Genomic DNA, 18,280 nt, shown 5'->3' with positions numbered 1-18,280 from the left:
AAGTTAACGAGCAGACAGATGATATTATTTTACTTGGCAAGAAGAGAGAATGTCTGTTTTTATTATGTGAGCTAAGGTTTTTATAGAGAATTCATCAATTAAAGTTCTTAATTTACATATAAAATATTGAAATTATTTTAAAATATCCGATTTTCATTATATTTATGCTTGATTAATATTTTAACTAGTAGTATAATTTAAAATATAGGCGTACGATGAAATATTTTTATGTAAATATAACAGTAAAAAACGTACATTTAAAATGAAAAAGGAGCTTAAAGTATGAAAGTTGCGGTGATTATGGGTTCGAAGTCGGATTATACAACGATGGAAGAAACTTGTAAGTTGTTGGAAGAATTTGAAATTCCTTTTGATAAGAAAGTAGTGAGTGCGCATAGAACACCTGATTTATTAGTAGAATTCTCAAAGAATGCGAAAGCTAATGGTTATTCGTTAATCATAGCGGCAGCAGGAGGAGCAGCACATCTTCCGGGTATGGTTGCTTCTATGACGACATTACCAGTCATTGGGGTTCCGATTAAATCAAGCGTATTGAGTGGAGTCGATTCATTGTATTCAATTGTTCAGATGCCTGCAGGTGTTCCAGTTTTAACTATGGCAATAGGTGTAGCTGGAGCAAAAAATGCGGCTATAAGTGCTTTATCGATACTAGGGATTACTAATGAAAAGTATGCTGCTAAGTACGAACGATTCAAAAAAGAACAAGAAAGAATAGTATTGGAAGAGATGAAACTATGATTAAGACAATATTACCAGGAAAAACTATTGGAATAATTGGTGGTGGTCAACTGGGAAGAATGCTCGCAATGAGTGCCAAAGAGATGGGCTATAAAATTGCTGTTCTAGATCCTAGTGACAGTTGTTGTGCGAAGATTTTCAGTGATATTTTTATTCAAGCGGAGTTCAACGATTTCGCAAGTGTTGAAAAGTTATGTTCAGCATCTGATATTATTACTTTTGAATTTGAGAATATTGATGCCGCTTCTTTAGAAAAACTTGAGAAAAAGTATAACATTGTCCAAAGTGCAGAAGTGTTAAGAACTACTCAACATAGATATTATGAAAAAGAATTTGCTAGAAAACTAGACATTCCAACAGTAGACTATATATATGTTGAAGAAGATACAGATGTAGAAATAGCTAAACCATATTTAATGAAAACTGTACGTTTTGGTTATGATGGAAAAGGTCAGAAAAAAATAAGCTCTAGTGAAGAAGTAGAAACACACACTTTATTAGAAGAGTTCGTTAAACTGGATAAAGAAATTTCGGTGGTTGCGGTTAAAGATAAAGACGAGGTTAATATCGTTGCAGTAGTAGAAAATGAACATAGAAATAATATTCTATATCGTTCGAAAGTACCAACTACAGCAACTAAAGAACAAGAGAATCTAGCTATTGAGTACACGAAAAGAATTCTTAGTGGTTTTGATTATTATGGAGTGCTTACTGTTGAGTTCTTTATAAGTGAAGGTAAGGTTATTTTTAATGAAATAGCACCACGAGTTCACAATTCAGGCCATATAACGATGCAAAGTGCAACGAAGAGTCAATTTAGAGCTCATATTGAAGCTATATGCGGCTTAAAAGTAGGTAAGATAGAGAACAAAGAAACGACACTTTATAATATACTTGGTCAAGATTTAGAGTATTTTATAGATGTGTATAAAAATAATGGTGGGTACTTACACTTATATGAAAAAGAACCACACCAAGATAGAAAAATAGGACATATTAATTTTTACGGTGATGTAATTTTAGGAGGAGAACATGACTAATAAACGAATTTTTGTAAAAAAACGCAATGGATACAATAAGGAAGAATTACAGCTAAGAGATAATCTAAACTTAGAGTTTAATCTAGGTCTTGACTCTGTGGAGTTGTATGTAATTTATGATGTCTTTAATATTGATGAAGAAACTTATGAACTAGCTAAAACTTCTGTGTTTTCTGAGATTGTTGTCGATGAAGTGTTCGAAGATATTGAGCTTAACGATGGGAAGTACTTCGCTTATGAAGTGTTACCTGCTCAATACGATCAAAGAGCTGACAGCGCAAAAGAAAGCATAAGATTGCTTAACTCAAAAAGTAAAGCAACTGTAAGAAGTGGTAAGCTAGTTCTTTTTAATAAGCAACTTACAGATGAACAATTAAATCTTGTAGAAAGTTATTTAGTAAATCCTATTGAAGCACGTAAAAAAGATTTATCAATTCTTGACTTTACACTAGATTCTACTCCAAAACCACTAAAAGATTTAGCTGGATTTTTACAGTTTGATAAAGAGGCGTTACTTGGTCTAAAAAAAGAATTTTCTCTAGCGATGAATATAGAAGACTTAGTATTTATTCAAGATTATTTCAAAAAGGAAGGTCGCGTACCAACTGAAACTGAAATCTACGTATTAGACTGTTACTGGAGTGACCACTGCCGACACACTACATTTGAAACTGTGTTGGATGAAGTTAAAATTGAGTCAGAACTTTTCCAAAAAGAGATGCAAGATGCATTTGATTATTACTTAAACGTCCGTGATGAACTTGATCGTAATGATAAACATATTACTCTTATGGATATGGCGAGTATTATCGGTAAATACCATGTAAAAGTATTAAAAGATGAAAATATTGAAGTAAGTGAAGAAATTAATGCATGTTCATTCTTTACTACTATAGAGAATAATGGCGAAAAAGAACGTTGGTTAATCCAATTCAAAAATGAAACTCATAATCATCCAAGTGAAATCGAACCATTCGGGGGAGCTAGTACTTGTATAGGAGGAGCAATTAGGGATCCACTATCAGGACGTAGTTATGTATATCAAGCTATGCGTATTTCAGGAAGTGGTAATGTATTACAAAAACGTGAAGATACTTTAAAACACAAACTTCCTCAAGTAGATATAGCTAAAGGAACTGCACACGGTAACTCATCATATGGTAACCAGATTGGCCTTGCGACTACTTTTGTTCGTGAATTATACGATGATAGTTATGTAGCTAAGCATATGGAAGTTGGTGCTGTAGTCGGAGCTGTTAAGGACGGAGATTATAAACGTGAAACTCTTGTCGATGGTGATATCGTTGTAATGATAGGTGGTAGAACTGGTCGTGATGGTATTCAAGGTGCAAGTGGTTCAAGTGTAGAACATACTAACGATTCATTAAATACTATGTCTAGCCAAGTTCAAAAAGGTAATGCTCCAGAAGAACGTAAGTTACAACGTTTATTTAGAAAACCAGAAGTTACAAGACTTATAAAAAAATGTAATGACTTCGGTGCTGGTGGTGTTTGTGTAGCTATCGGTGAACTTTCTGACGGTATTGAAATTCATTTAGAAAAAGTTCTTACTAAATATCAAGGTTTAAATGCGACAGAACTTGCTACTAGTGAATCTCAAGAACGTATGGCAGTAGCGATAGATAAAAAAGACTACGATGTATTTGTTCGTGAATGTGAGAAAGAAAATATTGAATACGCTCATGTAGCTACGGTAACTAATAGACGTCGCTTAGAGATGTATTACAACGATGAGAAAGTTGTTGATATGAGTGCTGATTTCTTAGAAACAAGTGGTGTTCGTCAAAGGTCATCAGTTACGATGAAAGATAATACTGCCGCTAATCCATTCTTAAATAAAGAAGTTACTCGTGAAAATATCTTAAGTGAGTTAGGTGAGTTAAATGTAACTTGTCAAAAAGGTCTAGCACAAAAATTCGACTCGTCAATTGGTGTAACTACAGTTCTTATGCCTTTTGCTGGTAAACATAAACTTACACCAGTTCAAGCAAGTGTTCAAGCCTTACCAACATTACATACAACAAGTGATACAGCGACAATCTTAACTTATGGATTTATTCCAAAAATTTCTTACTACTCACCATTCCTTTCATCTATTTATGCGGTGTTAGAATCAGTAGCAAAAGTTTACGCAGTAGGTGGAAATAAAGATAGCTTATACTTCTCATTCCAAGAATACTTCGAAAAACTAGGTACTGATAGTACTAAATGGGGTAAAGTTACTCAAAGTTTATTAGGAAGTATTTATGCTCAAAAAGAAATTGGTAGACCAAGTATTGGTGGTAAAGATAGTATGTCAGGTACTTTCAATGACTTAAATGTAGTTGAAACATTAATTTCATTCGCTTGTACACCTGTAAAAATAGCTGATGTAATAACTCCTGAATTGAAAAAAGTTGGTAATAAATTATACTATGTGCCTGTAGAAAAAGATGAAAAAGGATATCCAGATATTAAGAAAACTTTAGAAAATTATGAACTTGTTCATAAGTATATTAAAGAAGGTAAGATAGTATCTGCCTATGTCCAAGAAGAAGGAAGCATTGCCGCTTCGTTAGTGAAAATGTCACTTGGTAATGATCTTGGTTTTGAAGTTGAAAAAGAAAACATTCTTAACTTTGATCCAGCGTCTCTTGTAGTAGAAGCAACGGTAGAACTACCGTTTGAAAAATTAGGAAAAGTTAGTGAAAGAATTATAATTAATAACGAAGTGTTTATGCATAAAGATATTTACGAAGCATACACAAAAACACTAAATAAAGTTTATCCATTATATCAAAATGAAGATAAAGGAAATGTTGAAAATCTTCATACAGAATATAAAGAGAAAAAATATTATCCAGAATATGTAGAAGATGTAAAAGTAGTTATTCCAGTATTCCCTGGTACAAACTGTGAGTACGATAGTGAAAAAGCCTTCTTAGAAGCGGGTGCTACACCTATTACAGTAGTTATTAGAAATACACGTGAAAATGATATTGAGCAATCAATAGAAGAATTCACAAAAGCTATTGAAGAATCTCATATAATTATGTTCCCTGGAGGATTCTCTAGTGGGGATGAACCAGACGGAAGTGCTAAATATATTGTAAACTTCTTAAAAAATGAAAAAGTTAAAGATACGATTCATAGACACCTTGCTCAGAAAAAATTAATCTTAGGTGTGTGTAATGGATTCCAAGCATTGCTTAAATCAGGGTTGCTACCTTATGGTGAGGTTAGAGAGTTGGCAGAAGATGACCTAACACTATACAGAAATGATAGTTATGAGCATATTTCAACTACAGCCTTTACTCGTGTAGCTAATACTAACTCTCCATGGTTACAAGATTTTAATATCGGAGATCAACATGAAGTAGTGTTCAGTCATGGTGAAGGTAAAGTTGTAGGACTTAATATTAACAAATTTAAACATCTTGTTGCTTTCCAATATAGTGATTTCGATGGCAATGCTACATTAAATGGTCGCTTCAATCCTAACGGCTCAGTTCTAGCTACTGAAGGATTAGTTAGTGAAGATGGGCTTATCCTAGGAAAAATGGGGCATAGTGAAAGATACGGAGCTACATTATATAAAACAAATACAATTAAAGTAAAACAAGATATATTCAAAAATGGAGTGAACTACTTCAAAGGGGGAAGAAAATAATGAAACTTTTATACGAAGGAAAAGCTAAACAACTGTTCGAATGTGAAAATAATGATGAGATTTATGTGCATTATAAAAATAGTGCTACTGCCTTTAATGGTGTGAAAAAAGAAGAATTTGAAGGTAAAGGAGTATTCAATAATACAATTACTTCACTAATCTTTGAATACCTAGAAAAACAAGGTGTAAAAACTCACTTTATTAGAAAAGTCAATGAAACAGATCAGATTTGTAAGCACGTTACTATTATTCCTTTAGAAGTAATTGTTCGTAATATAGTAGCTGGTTCTATGGCAAAAAAATATGGACTTGAAGAAGGGAAAAAATTAAAAAAACCAGTCTTTGAGTTAAGTTATAAAAATGATGAACTAAATGATCCGCTAATTAACAATGATCATGCAGTGGCATTAGAAATCGTTACAGAAGAAGAGTTAGAAAACATCAGAACCCAAGCTTTAAAAATCAACGAACTACTACAAAAATTGTACTTGGCTGCAAACTTAGTACTAGTTGACTTCAAAATTGAATTCGGAAAAACTAAAGACGGTGAAATAATTCTAGCTGATGAAATTTCTCCAGATACGTGTCGTCTTTGGGATAAAGATACAAATGAGAAATTAGATAAAGACAGATTTAGAAGAGATTTAGGTTCTGTAATGGAAGCTTATGAAGAAGTTTTAAGGAGATTAAAAAATGCGTAGTCTTAATGAAGAATGTGGAGTATTTGGTATTTGGGGACATCCTGAAGCAAGCAATGTGACTTACTTTGGGTTACATAGTCTACAACATAGAGGTCAAGAAGGAGCAGGAATAGTTTCTAAAGAGGGGACTAAATTAAGAGGACATCGTGACCTAGGGTTAGTGTCAGAAGTATTTCGAGATAAGGAAAAACTAGAAAGATTAGTAGGTAATAGCGCTATTGGTCATGTTAGATATGCGACTAGCGGTAGCAATAGTATCCAAAATATCCAACCATTTCTATTTCATTTCTACGACATGAGTGTTGGTATTTGTCATAACGGTAACTTAATTAATGCTAAAACTCTAAGAAAAGAATTAGAACAACAAGGTGCAATATTCCATTCTTCTTCAGACACGGAAGTACTTATTCATCTTATTAGAAGAAGCAAAAAAGAAAACTTTAAAGAGCAGCTTAAAGAAAGTCTTAATATTATAAAAGGTGGATTTACATATCTTGTATTAACTGAAAGAACCCTTTACGGTGCGGTAGATCCAAATAGCTTTAGACCTTTAGCTATAGGTAAGATGAAAAATGGAGCATACGTAGCGGCAAGTGAGACTTGTGCATTGGATATAGTAGGAGCAGAGTTTGTTTGTAATGTAGGTGCTGGAGAGCTAGTCACTATTAACGATAAAGGCATTAGAATAGAAAAATATACTGAAGACACACAAGTATCTATAGCTGCGATGGAATATGTATATTTCGCTAGACCTGATTCGAATATAGCGGGTATTAACGTGCATAGTGCTAGAAAAAGAACAGGACGTACGCTTGCTAAAGAACAACCTACACCAGATGCAGATATGGTAATTGGGGTACCTAACTCATCTTTATCAGCGGCGAGTGGATACGCAGAAGAAAGTGGACTTCCTTATGAAATGGGACTAATTAAAAATCAATATGTAGCTCGTACATTTATTCAACCTACTCAAGAACTTCGTGAACAAGGAGTAAGAATGAAACTATCTGCGGTTAGAGGTGTCGTACAAGGTAAGAGTATCGTCTTAGTCGATGATTCGATAGTTAGAGGTACTACTAGTAAAAGAATAGTGAAAATGTTAAAAGAAGCGGGAGCAAGAGAAGTACACGTAAGAATCGCATGTCCACCGATATTATTCCCTAGTTTTTATGGTATAGATATTTCTACTACGGAAGAACTTATTTCAGCTAATAAAACAACTAAGGAAATCTGTGAAATTATTGGAGCTGATTCACTAGGATTCCTAAGTGAACAAGGATTAATAGATTCTATTGGTTTAAACTATGATGCACCATATTCAGGTTTATGTATGGAGTGTTACAACGGAGACTATAGTGCTGGGCTATACGATTATGAAGAAAGTTATGTTAATTCAATGACGGATATTCAAAAAGAGTTTCTTAAAGAGAGGGGTAGAATATAATGAGTAAAAAATATGAAGAAAGTGGTGTAAGTTTACAAGCAGGTTATGAAAGTGTTGAACGTATTAAAAAACACGTAGCACGTACTAAAAATCTTGGTATGATGTCTGCAATAGGTGGTTTTGGTGGAGTATTCGACCTTAGTAGTTATAACTTTAAAAATCCTGTATTAGTTAGTGGAACTGATGGCGTAGGTACAAAATTAAAACTTGCATTCGAATTAGATATTCATAATACTATCGGTATCGATGTTGTGGCGATGTGTGCCAATGATATACTAGCTCAAGGTGCGATTCCATTATTTTTCCTAGATTATCTAGCAGTAGGTAAAAACTATCCTGAGCAAGTAGAAGCAATAGTTGAAGGGGTTGCTGAAGGTTGTGTTCAAGCAGGATGTGCGATAGTCGGGGGAGAAACTGCTGAGATGGCAGGATTTTATGAAGACGGGGAATACGATATTGCAGGATTCTGCGTAGGAGCTCAGGAAAAAGAACTATTATTAAGTACAGAAAATACTAAAGCAGGTCAAGTAGTAATAGGTCTACCGTCAAGTGGAGTACATTCTAATGGATTCTCTTTAGTAAGAAAAATTTTAAGAGATAATAATATTAGCTTAAACGAAGAATTTAACGGAAGTACAGTAGGAAAAACTTTATTAACACCTACTAAAATCTATGTAAAAGAAGTACTGAAAGTACTAGAAGAGGTTAAAGTAGCAGGAATAGCTCATATTACTGGGGGAGGTTTCCATGAGAATTTACCTCGTGCTTTAAAAGATGGACTAGGTATGAAGATTGATAAAAGTTCATATGAAGTACCCGAGATATTCAAGTATCTTCAAGAAAAAGGTAAGATTGATGAAGAAGAAATGTATCACATCTTTAATATGGGTGTAGGTATGGTATTAATAGTAAACAAGGAAGATGTAGATAAAACTCTATCATTGATAGATAACGCATTTGTCCTTGGTGAAGTAACAGATGAAAGTGGAATAGAAATAGTATGAAGAAAGTAGCGATATTTGCATCAGGAACAGGAAGTAATTTTGAAAAAATAGCTGACGATGAAAGATTAAAAGATAAAATATCAATTGAGCTGTTAGTATGTGATAGAAAAGATGCAATGGTAATTAGAAAAGCACACGATAGAAATATTAAGGTTTTTATATTCTCTGCGAAAGATTTTGAGTCAAAAGAAGCATACGAAAGTGTGATATTTGAGAAAGTTAAAGATTTAGATTATATATTTTTAGCGGGGTACATGAGAATTATTTCACCATATTTTTTAGAAAGATATAAAAAAACGATTCTTAATTTGCATCCATCATTATTACCGAAATTTAAAGGTAAAGATGCTATCGAACAAGCATTCAATGCAGGTGAAAAAGAAATAGGAATTAGTATTCATTATGTCAATGAAGAGCTTGATGGTGGAGAAGTAATCGCTCAAAGATCTTTTGAAGTTGTAGGTAATGATACTATAGAAACTGTAACTGAAAAAGTACATAAACTAGAACATAAATTATATCCAGAAGTAATATTGAAGTTAGTTGAGGAGGCACTATGACTAAAAGAGCATTAATAAGTGTAAGTGATAAAACAAATATTGTGGAATTTGCAAAAGGTTTAGAAAAACATGGTTTTGAAGTTATTAGTACGGGTGGAACTTATACACATTTGAAAAAAAATGGAGTAAGTTGTATTAGTATCGAAGACGTTACACATTTTCCAGAAATCTTAGAAGGGCGTGTAAAAACTTTGCACCCTAAAATTCATGGAGGACTATTATCAAAACGTGGTAATGAGCTTCATAATAAACACGTAGCTGAAAATAATATCGAGTATATCGATTTAGTTTGTGTAAACTTATATCCTTTTGAAGCTACTGTAAAAAAAGAAGGAGTTAGTGAAGAAGAGATTATCGAAAATATTGATATCGGTGGACCTAGTATGCTAAGAAGTGCAGCAAAAAACTTCAATGACGTAGCGGTAGTTACTGATATTAATGATTATGCTAAAATTCTTGAAGAACTTGAACAAGGTGGAATCTCTTATGAAACACGTCGTGCTTTAGCTATAAAAGTATTTAATACTACAGCAAGTTACGATGCTGCTATCGCGAATTACTTTAATAAAAAAGATAATCTAGTACCTGAAAGATTAACTCTATCTTATAAACTTCAAGACAGCCTTAGATATGGGGAGAACCCTCATCAAAAAGCTTATCACTACGTACAAGATAATAACGAAAGTTATGCTTTGCAAAATGCTGTGCAACTGCATGGTAAGGAAATGTCATACAATAATATTCAAGATGCTTCTGCAGCTTTAGATATTCTTTCAGAATTCGATGAAACTACATGTGTTGCTGTTAAACATATGAATCCATGTGGAGTAGCAACAGGAAATTCTGTATTCGAAGCATATAGTCGAGCATATGAAGCGGATCCTGTGTCTATTTTTGGAGGAATTGTTGCAGTAAATGGCAAAGTAGATAAAGAAACTGCTGAAAAAATGCACAGTATCTTCTTAGAAATTATTTTAGCAACAGATTATGATGAAGAAGCATTAGAAATACTAACTAAGAAGAAAAATCTTCGTATTTACAAACTTTCTGAGAAAAATAATAATCATGAACAACAAATTAAAAGTGTTCGTGGTGGAATCTTAGTGCAAGATTTTAACGATAGACTAGCTGATGAATATGAAAGTGTGACTGAGAAAAAAGTAGATGCAACTCAACAAAAAGATATTGAGTTTGGTTTAAAAGTAGTAAAACATGTTAAATCAAATGCAATAGTAGTTGTAAAAAATGGACAAACTCTAGGAATCGGTGCTGGTCAGATGAATAGAGTAGGTTCATGTAAAATAGCTCTTGAACAAGCAGGAGAAAAAGCAAGAGGTGCAGTCTTAGCTTCCGATGCATTCTTCCCAATGCGAGACAGTGCTGATTTTGCGGCTGATTATGGTATTGCTGTGATAGTGCAACCAGGAGGCTCTATCCGAGATCAAGAAAGTATAGATGCATGCAATGAGAAAGGTGTGGCGATGGTCTTCAGTAAAATACGTCACTTTAAACATTAATATGGCTAAAGTATTAGTAGTAGGAAGCGGCGGTAGAGAACATGCTATCGCTTATAAATTCCATAAAGAAGGTCACGAAGTCCGTATGGCAGGAATTAATCCTGCAGTCGAAGAATTTGGAGTATGTGTAGCATTAACTGAAGACCAAATACCAAGCTACGCAAAAACAAATAATATCGACCTTGTCTTCGTTGGACCTGAAGTACCATTAGTGAATGGGTTAGTAGATGAACTACAAAAAGTAGGTGTCCGTGCTTTTGGACCATCTAAACTTGCAGCACAATTAGAAGGAAGTAAAGTATTCTCAAAAATGATGATGAGAAAATACAATATCCCTACAGCAAAATATGAAAGTTTTAACGATTATGAACTAGCAAAAGAGTACTTAAGCAAACAAAAAGCACCTATCGTCCTTAAAGCGGATGGATTAGCTGCAGGTAAAGGTGTAATTATAGCAAATACACTAGAAGAAGCACAAGCTGAACTTAAAGAAATGATGTGTAATGCTAAATTCAATAAAGCTGGTTCTAGTGTTGTTATCGAAGAATTTTTACAAGGCGAAGAATTTTCGTTAATGTGTTTTGTCTCTGATAGAAAAGTTTATCCAATGGAAATTGCACAAGATCATAAACGTGCATTTGATAATGATGAAGGTTTAAATACTGGAGGTATGGGAGCATATTTACCACTTAAGAAAATTACTCAAGATGATATTGACGAAGGTGTTAGAAATGTCGTCCAACCTATGGTCGATGCTATGAGTGATGAGGGAATGCCGTTTTACGGTATATTGTATGCTGGGCTTATGAAATGTCATGATGGTGTAAAAACTATAGAATTTAACGTTCGTTTTGGAGATCCAGAGAGCGAAATATTACTTCTATCATTAGAGAGTGATTTATACGAAATAGCTAATAATATTATCGATGGTAAAGAAGTAGAGTTAAAATGGAGCAAAGATGCCTTTATCGGTGTCGTAATGGCAGCAAAAGGATATCCAGAACATAGCGAAAAAGGAGCTGTAATACACGGCTTAGATAAAGTGTCTACACCAGTATTCCATATGGGAACTAAGAGTGTAGGTAATGATATAGTAATTAATGGTGGTCGTGTATTATTAGTTTGCGCTCAAGGAAAGAGCTTGCAAGAAGCATATAAAAAAGTGTATAATGAGATAGTAAAAATAGACTGTGAAGAACTATTTTACAGAAAAGACATCGGTCATTTGTCTTTATAATATTTTAAGAGATACCGATTGAAATAATAGAACATCAGGAGATTATTGCAATGATTGAAAGATATAGTAGAGAAGAAATGCGTAATATCTTTAGCGATGAAAATCGTTTTAAAGCATATTTAGAAGTAGAACTTTATGCAACAGAAGCTTGGAGTACATTAGGGGTTGTACCAAAAGAAGACGTTGAGAAATTATTCGCTAATGCAAAATTTGACCTACCGGGAATTTTAGAATTAGAAAAAGAAACAAAACATGATATCGTAGCTTTCACTCGTAATGTTTCAAGTTATTTAGGTGATGAGAAAAAATGGGTGCACTATGGATTAACATCTACTGATGTTGTTGATACTGCTTATGGATATTTATACAAACAAGCTAATGATATACTCTATAGAGATTTATTAAATTTCCAAGAAGTATTAAAAGAAAAAGCATTACAATATAAATTCACACCTTGTATAGGACGTACTCACGGAGTGCACGCTGATATAAGTAGTTTTGGATTAAAATTCGCACTTTATTATGATGAGTTCAACCGTCATATTAAACGTTTCAATGAAGTTAGAAAAATTATTGAAGTAGGTAAAATCTCTGGAGCTGTAGGTACATTCTCAAATACACCACCAGAAGTTCAAGACTATGTTTGTGCAAAATTAGGAATTGAATCAAGTAATATTTCTACGCAAACTTTACAACGTGATAGACATGCAGATTACTATGCAACTTTAGCATTAATCGCAAGTTCAATCGAAAAAATCGGTGTAGAAATTCGTCACTTACAACGTACAGAAGTAAGAGAAGCAGAAGAATTCTTCTCGAAAAATCAAAAAGGTTCAAGTGCAATGCCTCATAAACGTAATCCAATATCAAGTGAAAACATGGCAGGATGTGCTAGAATCATGCGTGGATATATGTTCGCAGCTTACGAAAATATTCCATTATGGCATGAACGTGATATTTCTCACTCAAGTGCAGAAAGAATCTTGAGTAATGATGCAACAACATTATTAGACTATATGTTAAATAGATTTACTAATGTTGTGAAAAATCTTACAGTATTTACTGATAACATGATTAAAAATATTTACGCTACTAATGGGGTAATCTTCGCTCAAAGAACAATGAGTAACCTTATTGAAAAATACTCATTCTCTCGTGAAGAAGCGTACGATTTAGTACAACCATTAGCAATGAAATCATGGTTCGAAGGTATTCCATTTAGACAACTACTTGAAGAAAACGAAACTATTAAAAATACAGTTTCTAAAGAAGTACTAGATAGTTGTTTCGATTTAAATGTACACCTAGTAAATATTGATAAAATATACAAACGTATTCCAGGATTGGAAGATTAAAATAATAAACTAATAAAATAAAGCCCAAAGAAAAGAGGTAGATTAAATGAAGTCAGACTTTCAAATTTCAAACGAATGTGAAAAGAAACATATTGCTGAAGTAGCAGGTAAATTAGGGATAAAAGAAGAAGATTTAATATTATACGGGAATCACAAAGCAAAAATCCAAACAAAAAATATTAAAAAAGATATTAGTGAAGATGCCAAACTAGTACTAGTTACATCTATTAACCCAACATCAAGTGGTGAAGGAAAAAGTACTGTAACTATCGGTTTATCTGATGGATTAAATAGAATCGGGAAAAAATCTTGTGTTGCATTACGTGAACCATCTTTAGGTCCTGTATTAGGAAGAAAAGGTGGAGCAGCTGGTGGAGGATATGCTCAGGTAGTACCTATGGAAGATATTAATCTTCACTTCACTGGAGACATGCACGCTATTACTACAGCTCACAATGCAATTGCAGTATTAGTAAATAACCATGTATTCCAAGGAAACGAATTAGAAATAGATAAAATCGTCTTTAACCGTGTTATGGACATGAACGCACGTGATTTACGCCATGTTAAAGTAAATGCAGGAACAGACCTAGAACGCCTTGATGGATTTGATATTACTGTAGCTAGTGAAGTAATGGCTATTCTATGTCTGTCAGAAGGTATTGCTGATTTAAAAGAAAAATTAAGCAATATCCTTGTAGCTTACAATAAAAAAGGTGAACCAGTTTACCTAAAAGATTTGAAAATTGAAGGTGTTATAACTTCATTATTAAAAGATGCAATTAAACCGAATATTGTTCAAACATTAGAGAACAATCCAGCGATTATTCACGGTGGACCATTCGCAAATATTGCGCACGGATGTAACTCAATCTTAGCGACAAAAACTGCGTTAAAATTCGCTGATTATGTAATTACAGAAGCTGGATTCGGAGCGGACTTAGGAGCTGAGAAATTCTTAAACATTAAATGTCGTAAAGCAGGTCTTAAACCAAAAGCTGCTGTCGTAGTAGCAACAGTTAAAGCATTAAAACTACACGGTGACATTGAAGAAAAAGACCTAAAAGAAGAAAACTTAGAAGCATTAGCTAAAGGTGTTCAAAACTTAGAAAAACACATCGAAAACTTACGTAAATTTAATTTACCTATAGTAGTAGCTCTAAATGTCTTTGTTACTGATACAGAAAAAGAATTAGCATTCTTAGAAAACTGGGCTAAAGAACAAGGCGTAGAATTTTCTCGTACAGAAGTATGGGAAAAAGGTGGTCTTGGTGGAGTAGACCTAGCAGAAAAAGTAGTAAAAGCTGTAGAAGGAAATGACAAGGAACTACAATTACTATACAAAGATGAAGCTTCAATTACTGAAAAAATTGAAACGGTATGTCGTGAAATTTACGGGGCTGATGGAGTTAACTTCTCTGATGAAGTTAAAGCTGAGATTGAAAGAATCGAAAGACTTGGATTCAAGCATCTACCAGTATGTATGGCGAAAACTCCAGCTTCATTAACAGATAATGCGAAAATCAAAGGTCGTCCTACAGGATTTAATATTACTATCAACGATGTTAAATTACGTAGTGGTGCAGGATTTGTAGTAGCTTATGCGAATAAAGTATTAACAATGCCAGGACTTCCAAAAGTACCAAGTGCATTAAATATCGACATTGATGAAGAAACGGAAACAATTATTGGGATTTTCTAGTAGCATATTCCTAAAAAAGTAAAGAGTTAGACTTGTCTAGCTCTTTACTTTTTAAGGAAAAATATAGTGTATTAAAGAATTTTTATACATGTAACTAATGTAAATGAAAAAATAAAAAATAACTATAGACTTATTTATTATTTGGGTTATAATATACTTGAGAAAGTATATATTGAGTTATTTTATGTTTATGTTAATGGGGATTTCCATTAATATTTATAGAAGAATTAAGATAGGAGGAAATGTAAATGATAAGAAACGAGAAAACTTACGGTTTTTTCAGAAAAACTAAAAAATATGGTCTAATTGGTTGTATAAGTTTTTGTGGAATTTTGGTATATGGACTAACTGATAACAACCAAATAGTAAATAAGGAGGCACAAGCCGCAGTTGTTAAAGGTGGAGCTGATATTGTGGATGCAGATGTTCACAATAAAGAGACTAGCGGTGTGGCTATGACCTATACTAGTTTTGATAGCAATGGATCAAAACAGGTTGCTTCAGGTAGTGGAGTATTTGTCGCACCGAATGTTATGGTGACAGTTGCTCATAATTATTTAGATAAAGACAAAGCTTCTGGATCGGGTTATGTTCGTGGAGGTAATAGTGCCCAAAGCTATGTTGTTATGAACTCTGATACGGAAAAACGTAACAATACACCAGCGAATGGAACTAGTGATATCATACCAAAAGGAAATATTCATTACTATAATCAGAAAGAATTTGCTAAATCTTATGAAAATGATTTAGCAGCTGTAGTTACAGAACGACCTGTAGAGGCGATGACAAATGGTGAAGATAAACCCCGTGAACTTGGTGTTGCTAGTCAAGGTGATAATATTACTTTGGTAGGTTATCCGAATGATTTCTCTTCGAAAAGATTGTCAGAAGCAACGAAAGCAAGATTAAAAGATGGAAAAATGTATAAAATCTCAGGGACACTATCAAGCCTAAATACAACTACTGGTGACGGTACTTATAATACGAGTGCTTTAGGTGGATTTTCAGGAGGGCCGATTTTTAATGATAAAGGTGAAGTTGTAGGTATTCATCAACACGGTACAAATACGGACGCAGGAACTGACGCCGAGCAGCATGGAGGAGGTTTATTTTTCACTGATAAACATAGAGCTTGGATAAACAAGATAATAGAAGAACATGGTATCAAAGGTTGGTTTGTTAATGGGAACGATAAATATTATTATGATAACAACCATAGGGCGTTAGTGAGTACAGAGCGTGAAATAGATGGTGCTAGATACTCATTTGATAGTAATGGACGTGGAAAATTATTATCAGGTACAGAAAAAGGAAAAGTAGTACTTAGAATTAAGAATGAAGCTGGAGAAAAGCTAGTAGAAAGGGTTGTTGCGCAAGGTAACGTAGGTTCTGCGGTTAATTACGACTTTAAGCAAGACAAGGAAAATAAAGATCTATTTGGTAAAAATCCTAACGCCACAATTGTGTCTATAGATGGAGAGGTGATTAATAAGAAATTTAATGAAAATTGGTCTAAAGACTTTGTAAGTAAACTATCATTAGGAAATACATATATTGATGCTGTTATTAAAGGAGACAACTTCGTTAGAACACAACCTGGGCAAGTCGATACATCTGGTAATGTTACGCTTCCTAAACCAAGCGATGAGGTGAAGAATGCACCGAACGGATTGCGTAATTTCAACGCAACAGCGATTATAGTAACACCTGATGGTACAGGTTCTGGTACACTAATTGAAAAAGATTTATTACTTACAGTCGCTCATAATTTCTTGAAGTTTGAGAATGGTAAGGTGACAGAAAAAGCCACTGGTAATAATGATAAGAAATATTACGCAGTACTTCCAAATGGTAAAAAGGTATTCTTTACAGACTCTGATATTCATTATTGGAAAAAAGATGATTCAGTTGTTGGATTTACGCATGATCTTGCTTTAGTTAAGTTTAAAGAGATTGTGGATAATGTTACGCCTGCTGCTGTAAAAAAAGATGTTTCTGTTGTAAATAGTGGTGATAAAGTGTCAGTTTATGGTTTTCCTGATGGTAAATTAAAGCCAGTTATCGACACTAAAGTTACCGATGTAGTAGACCGTGGTGCTGGTTTGACTGGAATTGGATATACGGGTACTAAACCAGGAGCATCAGGTGGTGGACTTTATAATGATAAGGGTGAAATTATCGGAGTGCATCAAAATGGAGTTGTTGGGCAAAGAAGTGGTGGATTAGTCTTTTCTAAAGAACAACTCGATTGGATAAAATCTTATATTGATGATAATCCAAAAGCCCCTGTATATAGAGAAGAAAAAAATATAGACTACGGCGATGTTGCTGAATTTGAATTGAAGGATTTAAAAGATGATTCTAAATTAAAACAATGGTTCAGTGATAGAATAAAAAAAATAGGAACTGAAGATAAAATAAGATTATCTGTTGATGGAAATATATTATTTGAGAAAAAAATAGATACCGCTACTAAAGAAGATTTTGAGATAAAAACAGGATTATATAAAATTGAATCAATAGTTGAGAAAGAAGAAAAAATTCCTTTTGATACAAAATATGTAGCAGACAAAGAACTAAACAAAGGCGAAAGGTCTGTAATTAAAAAGGGTATTGATGGAGTAATTAAAACGACTTATATCAAGGATGAAGATGGGAATTTAACATTAGATAAAGAAACTAAAGAACCAGCTGTTGATCAGGTAGTTAAAGTAGGGGTTAAGTCTGTAGAAAATACAAAGGAAATTTTATCAAATACAGTATATGTAGCAGATAAAGAAAAAGCAAGAGGGCTATCTAACGAGCGTATAGAAGGTTCTAATGGTTATGAAAAAGAAGTTATAAAATATACACTTAATGAAAAAGATGGAACAATAAGTGAAACTGTAGAGAAAACAGAAAAGAAAGTGACTGATACAATAATAAAAGTTCCGGCAAAGGATAAAGTAGAAGTTACAGAAATACCAAGCCCAATAAGATACGAAAAAGATAGTACGAGAGAAAAAGGACAAAAAAATATTACTATTCTTGGAGAAAAAGGAACAAGAAAAGTAACAACAACATACGAAGTAAATCCAAAAACAGGAGAAGTCACAGAAAAAGTAGAAAAACCAGAAGTTAAAGAAGCAACAGAAACAGTAGTGAAAGTTGCCGCGAAGGATAAGGTAGAAGTTACAGAATTACTAAGTTCGGTAAGATACGAAAAAGATAGTACGAGAGAAAAAGGACAAAACAATATTACTATTCCTGGAGAAAAAGGAACAAGAAAAGTAACGACAACATACGAAGTAA

12 protein-coding genes are annotated in these 18,280 nt (G+C 33.5%); all 12 read left to right on the top strand.

Annotation, left to right across the window (positions count from 1 at the left end; all coding sequences use genetic code 11):
• The first annotated feature begins 282 nt into the window (after nt 1-282).
• The gene (gene purE / locus ACWOBP_RS07235) at nt 283-759 is read left to right on the top strand and encodes a 5-(carboxyamino)imidazole ribonucleotide mutase (RefSeq protein WP_455338114.1); all 477 of its coding nucleotides are present in this window, start codon (nt 283-285) and stop codon (nt 757-759) included.
• Entirely contained in the window at nt 756-1,799 is a 1,044-nt protein-coding gene (locus ACWOBP_RS07230) for a 5-(carboxyamino)imidazole ribonucleotide synthase (RefSeq protein WP_455338113.1), read from the top strand. The genes purE and ACWOBP_RS07230 overlap by 4 nt, the downstream gene beginning before the upstream one ends.
• Nucleotides 1,792-5,469, top strand: coding sequence for a phosphoribosylformylglycinamidine synthase (locus ACWOBP_RS07225; RefSeq protein ID WP_455338112.1), 3,678 nt, complete (start codon nt 1,792-1,794; stop codon nt 5,467-5,469). The genes ACWOBP_RS07230 and ACWOBP_RS07225 overlap by 8 nt, the downstream gene beginning before the upstream one ends.
• A complete protein-coding gene (gene purC / locus ACWOBP_RS07220; RefSeq protein WP_455338111.1) occupies nt 5,469-6,170 on the top strand; it encodes a phosphoribosylaminoimidazolesuccinocarboxamide synthase in 702 nt (233 codons plus the stop codon). The genes ACWOBP_RS07225 and purC overlap by 1 nt, the downstream gene beginning before the upstream one ends.
• Nucleotides 6,163-7,614, top strand: coding sequence for an amidophosphoribosyltransferase (purF, locus tag ACWOBP_RS07215; RefSeq protein ID WP_455338110.1), 1,452 nt, complete (start codon nt 6,163-6,165; stop codon nt 7,612-7,614). Before purC ends, purF begins: the two co-directional genes overlap by 8 nt.
• A complete protein-coding gene (gene purM, locus ACWOBP_RS07210; RefSeq protein WP_455338109.1) occupies nt 7,614-8,618 on the top strand; it encodes a phosphoribosylformylglycinamidine cyclo-ligase in 1,005 nt (334 codons plus the stop codon). The genes purF and purM overlap by 1 nt, the downstream gene beginning before the upstream one ends.
• On the top strand, nt 8,615-9,178 hold the full coding sequence (gene purN, locus ACWOBP_RS07205; protein WP_455338108.1) for a phosphoribosylglycinamide formyltransferase: 564 nt from the start codon (nt 8,615-8,617) through the stop codon (nt 9,176-9,178). The genes purM and purN overlap by 4 nt, the downstream gene beginning before the upstream one ends.
• Nucleotides 9,175-10,695 (top strand): bifunctional phosphoribosylaminoimidazolecarboxamide formyltransferase/IMP cyclohydrolase, encoded by a 1,521-nt coding sequence (gene purH / locus ACWOBP_RS07200; RefSeq protein WP_455338107.1) that lies wholly within the window; start codon nt 9,175-9,177, stop codon nt 10,693-10,695. Before purN ends, purH begins: the two co-directional genes overlap by 4 nt.
• A gap of 1 nt (nt 10,696) precedes the next feature.
• Nucleotides 10,697-11,932, top strand: a complete 1,236-nt coding sequence (purD, locus tag ACWOBP_RS07195; protein WP_455338125.1) for a phosphoribosylamine--glycine ligase — start codon at nt 10,697-10,699, stop codon at nt 11,930-11,932.
• 50 nt (nt 11,933-11,982) lie between these two features.
• Entirely contained in the window at nt 11,983-13,287 is a 1,305-nt protein-coding gene (gene purB / locus ACWOBP_RS07190; protein ID WP_003145347.1) for an adenylosuccinate lyase, read from the top strand.
• A 46-nt stretch (nt 13,288-13,333) separates the two neighbouring features.
• Complete coding sequence (locus tag ACWOBP_RS07185) at nt 13,334-14,989, top strand: formate--tetrahydrofolate ligase (RefSeq protein WP_455338106.1); 1,656 nt, start codon at nt 13,334-13,336, stop codon at nt 14,987-14,989.
• A gap of 248 nt (nt 14,990-15,237) precedes the next feature.
• Nucleotides 15,238-18,280 (top strand): trypsin-like peptidase domain-containing protein (locus tag ACWOBP_RS07180; protein ID WP_455338105.1); only part of this gene is annotated, 3,043 nt, incomplete at its 3' end.

Source organism: Gemella parahaemolysans (assembly GCF_053758945.1).
This window is presented reverse-complemented; position numbering and strand designations above follow the sequence as displayed.

Coding starts and splice junctions, on each gene's coding strand:
- purE (WP_455338114.1), top strand. CDS start 283: ATGAAAGTTGCGGTGATTATGGGTTCGAAGTCGGATTATACAACGATG.
- ACWOBP_RS07230 (WP_455338113.1), top strand. CDS start 756: ATGATTAAGACAATATTACCAGGAAAAACTATTGGAATAATTGGTGGT.
- ACWOBP_RS07225 (WP_455338112.1), top strand. CDS start 1,792: ATGACTAATAAACGAATTTTTGTAAAAAAACGCAATGGATACAATAAG.
- purC (WP_455338111.1), top strand. CDS start 5,469: ATGAAACTTTTATACGAAGGAAAAGCTAAACAACTGTTCGAATGTGAA.
- purF (WP_455338110.1), top strand. CDS start 6,163: ATGCGTAGTCTTAATGAAGAATGTGGAGTATTTGGTATTTGGGGACAT.
- purM (WP_455338109.1), top strand. CDS start 7,614: ATGAGTAAAAAATATGAAGAAAGTGGTGTAAGTTTACAAGCAGGTTAT.
- purN (WP_455338108.1), top strand. CDS start 8,615: ATGAAGAAAGTAGCGATATTTGCATCAGGAACAGGAAGTAATTTTGAA.
- purH (WP_455338107.1), top strand. CDS start 9,175: ATGACTAAAAGAGCATTAATAAGTGTAAGTGATAAAACAAATATTGTG.
- purD (WP_455338125.1), top strand. CDS start 10,697: ATGGCTAAAGTATTAGTAGTAGGAAGCGGCGGTAGAGAACATGCTATC.
- purB (WP_003145347.1), top strand. CDS start 11,983: ATGATTGAAAGATATAGTAGAGAAGAAATGCGTAATATCTTTAGCGAT.
- ACWOBP_RS07185 (WP_455338106.1), top strand. CDS start 13,334: ATGAAGTCAGACTTTCAAATTTCAAACGAATGTGAAAAGAAACATATT.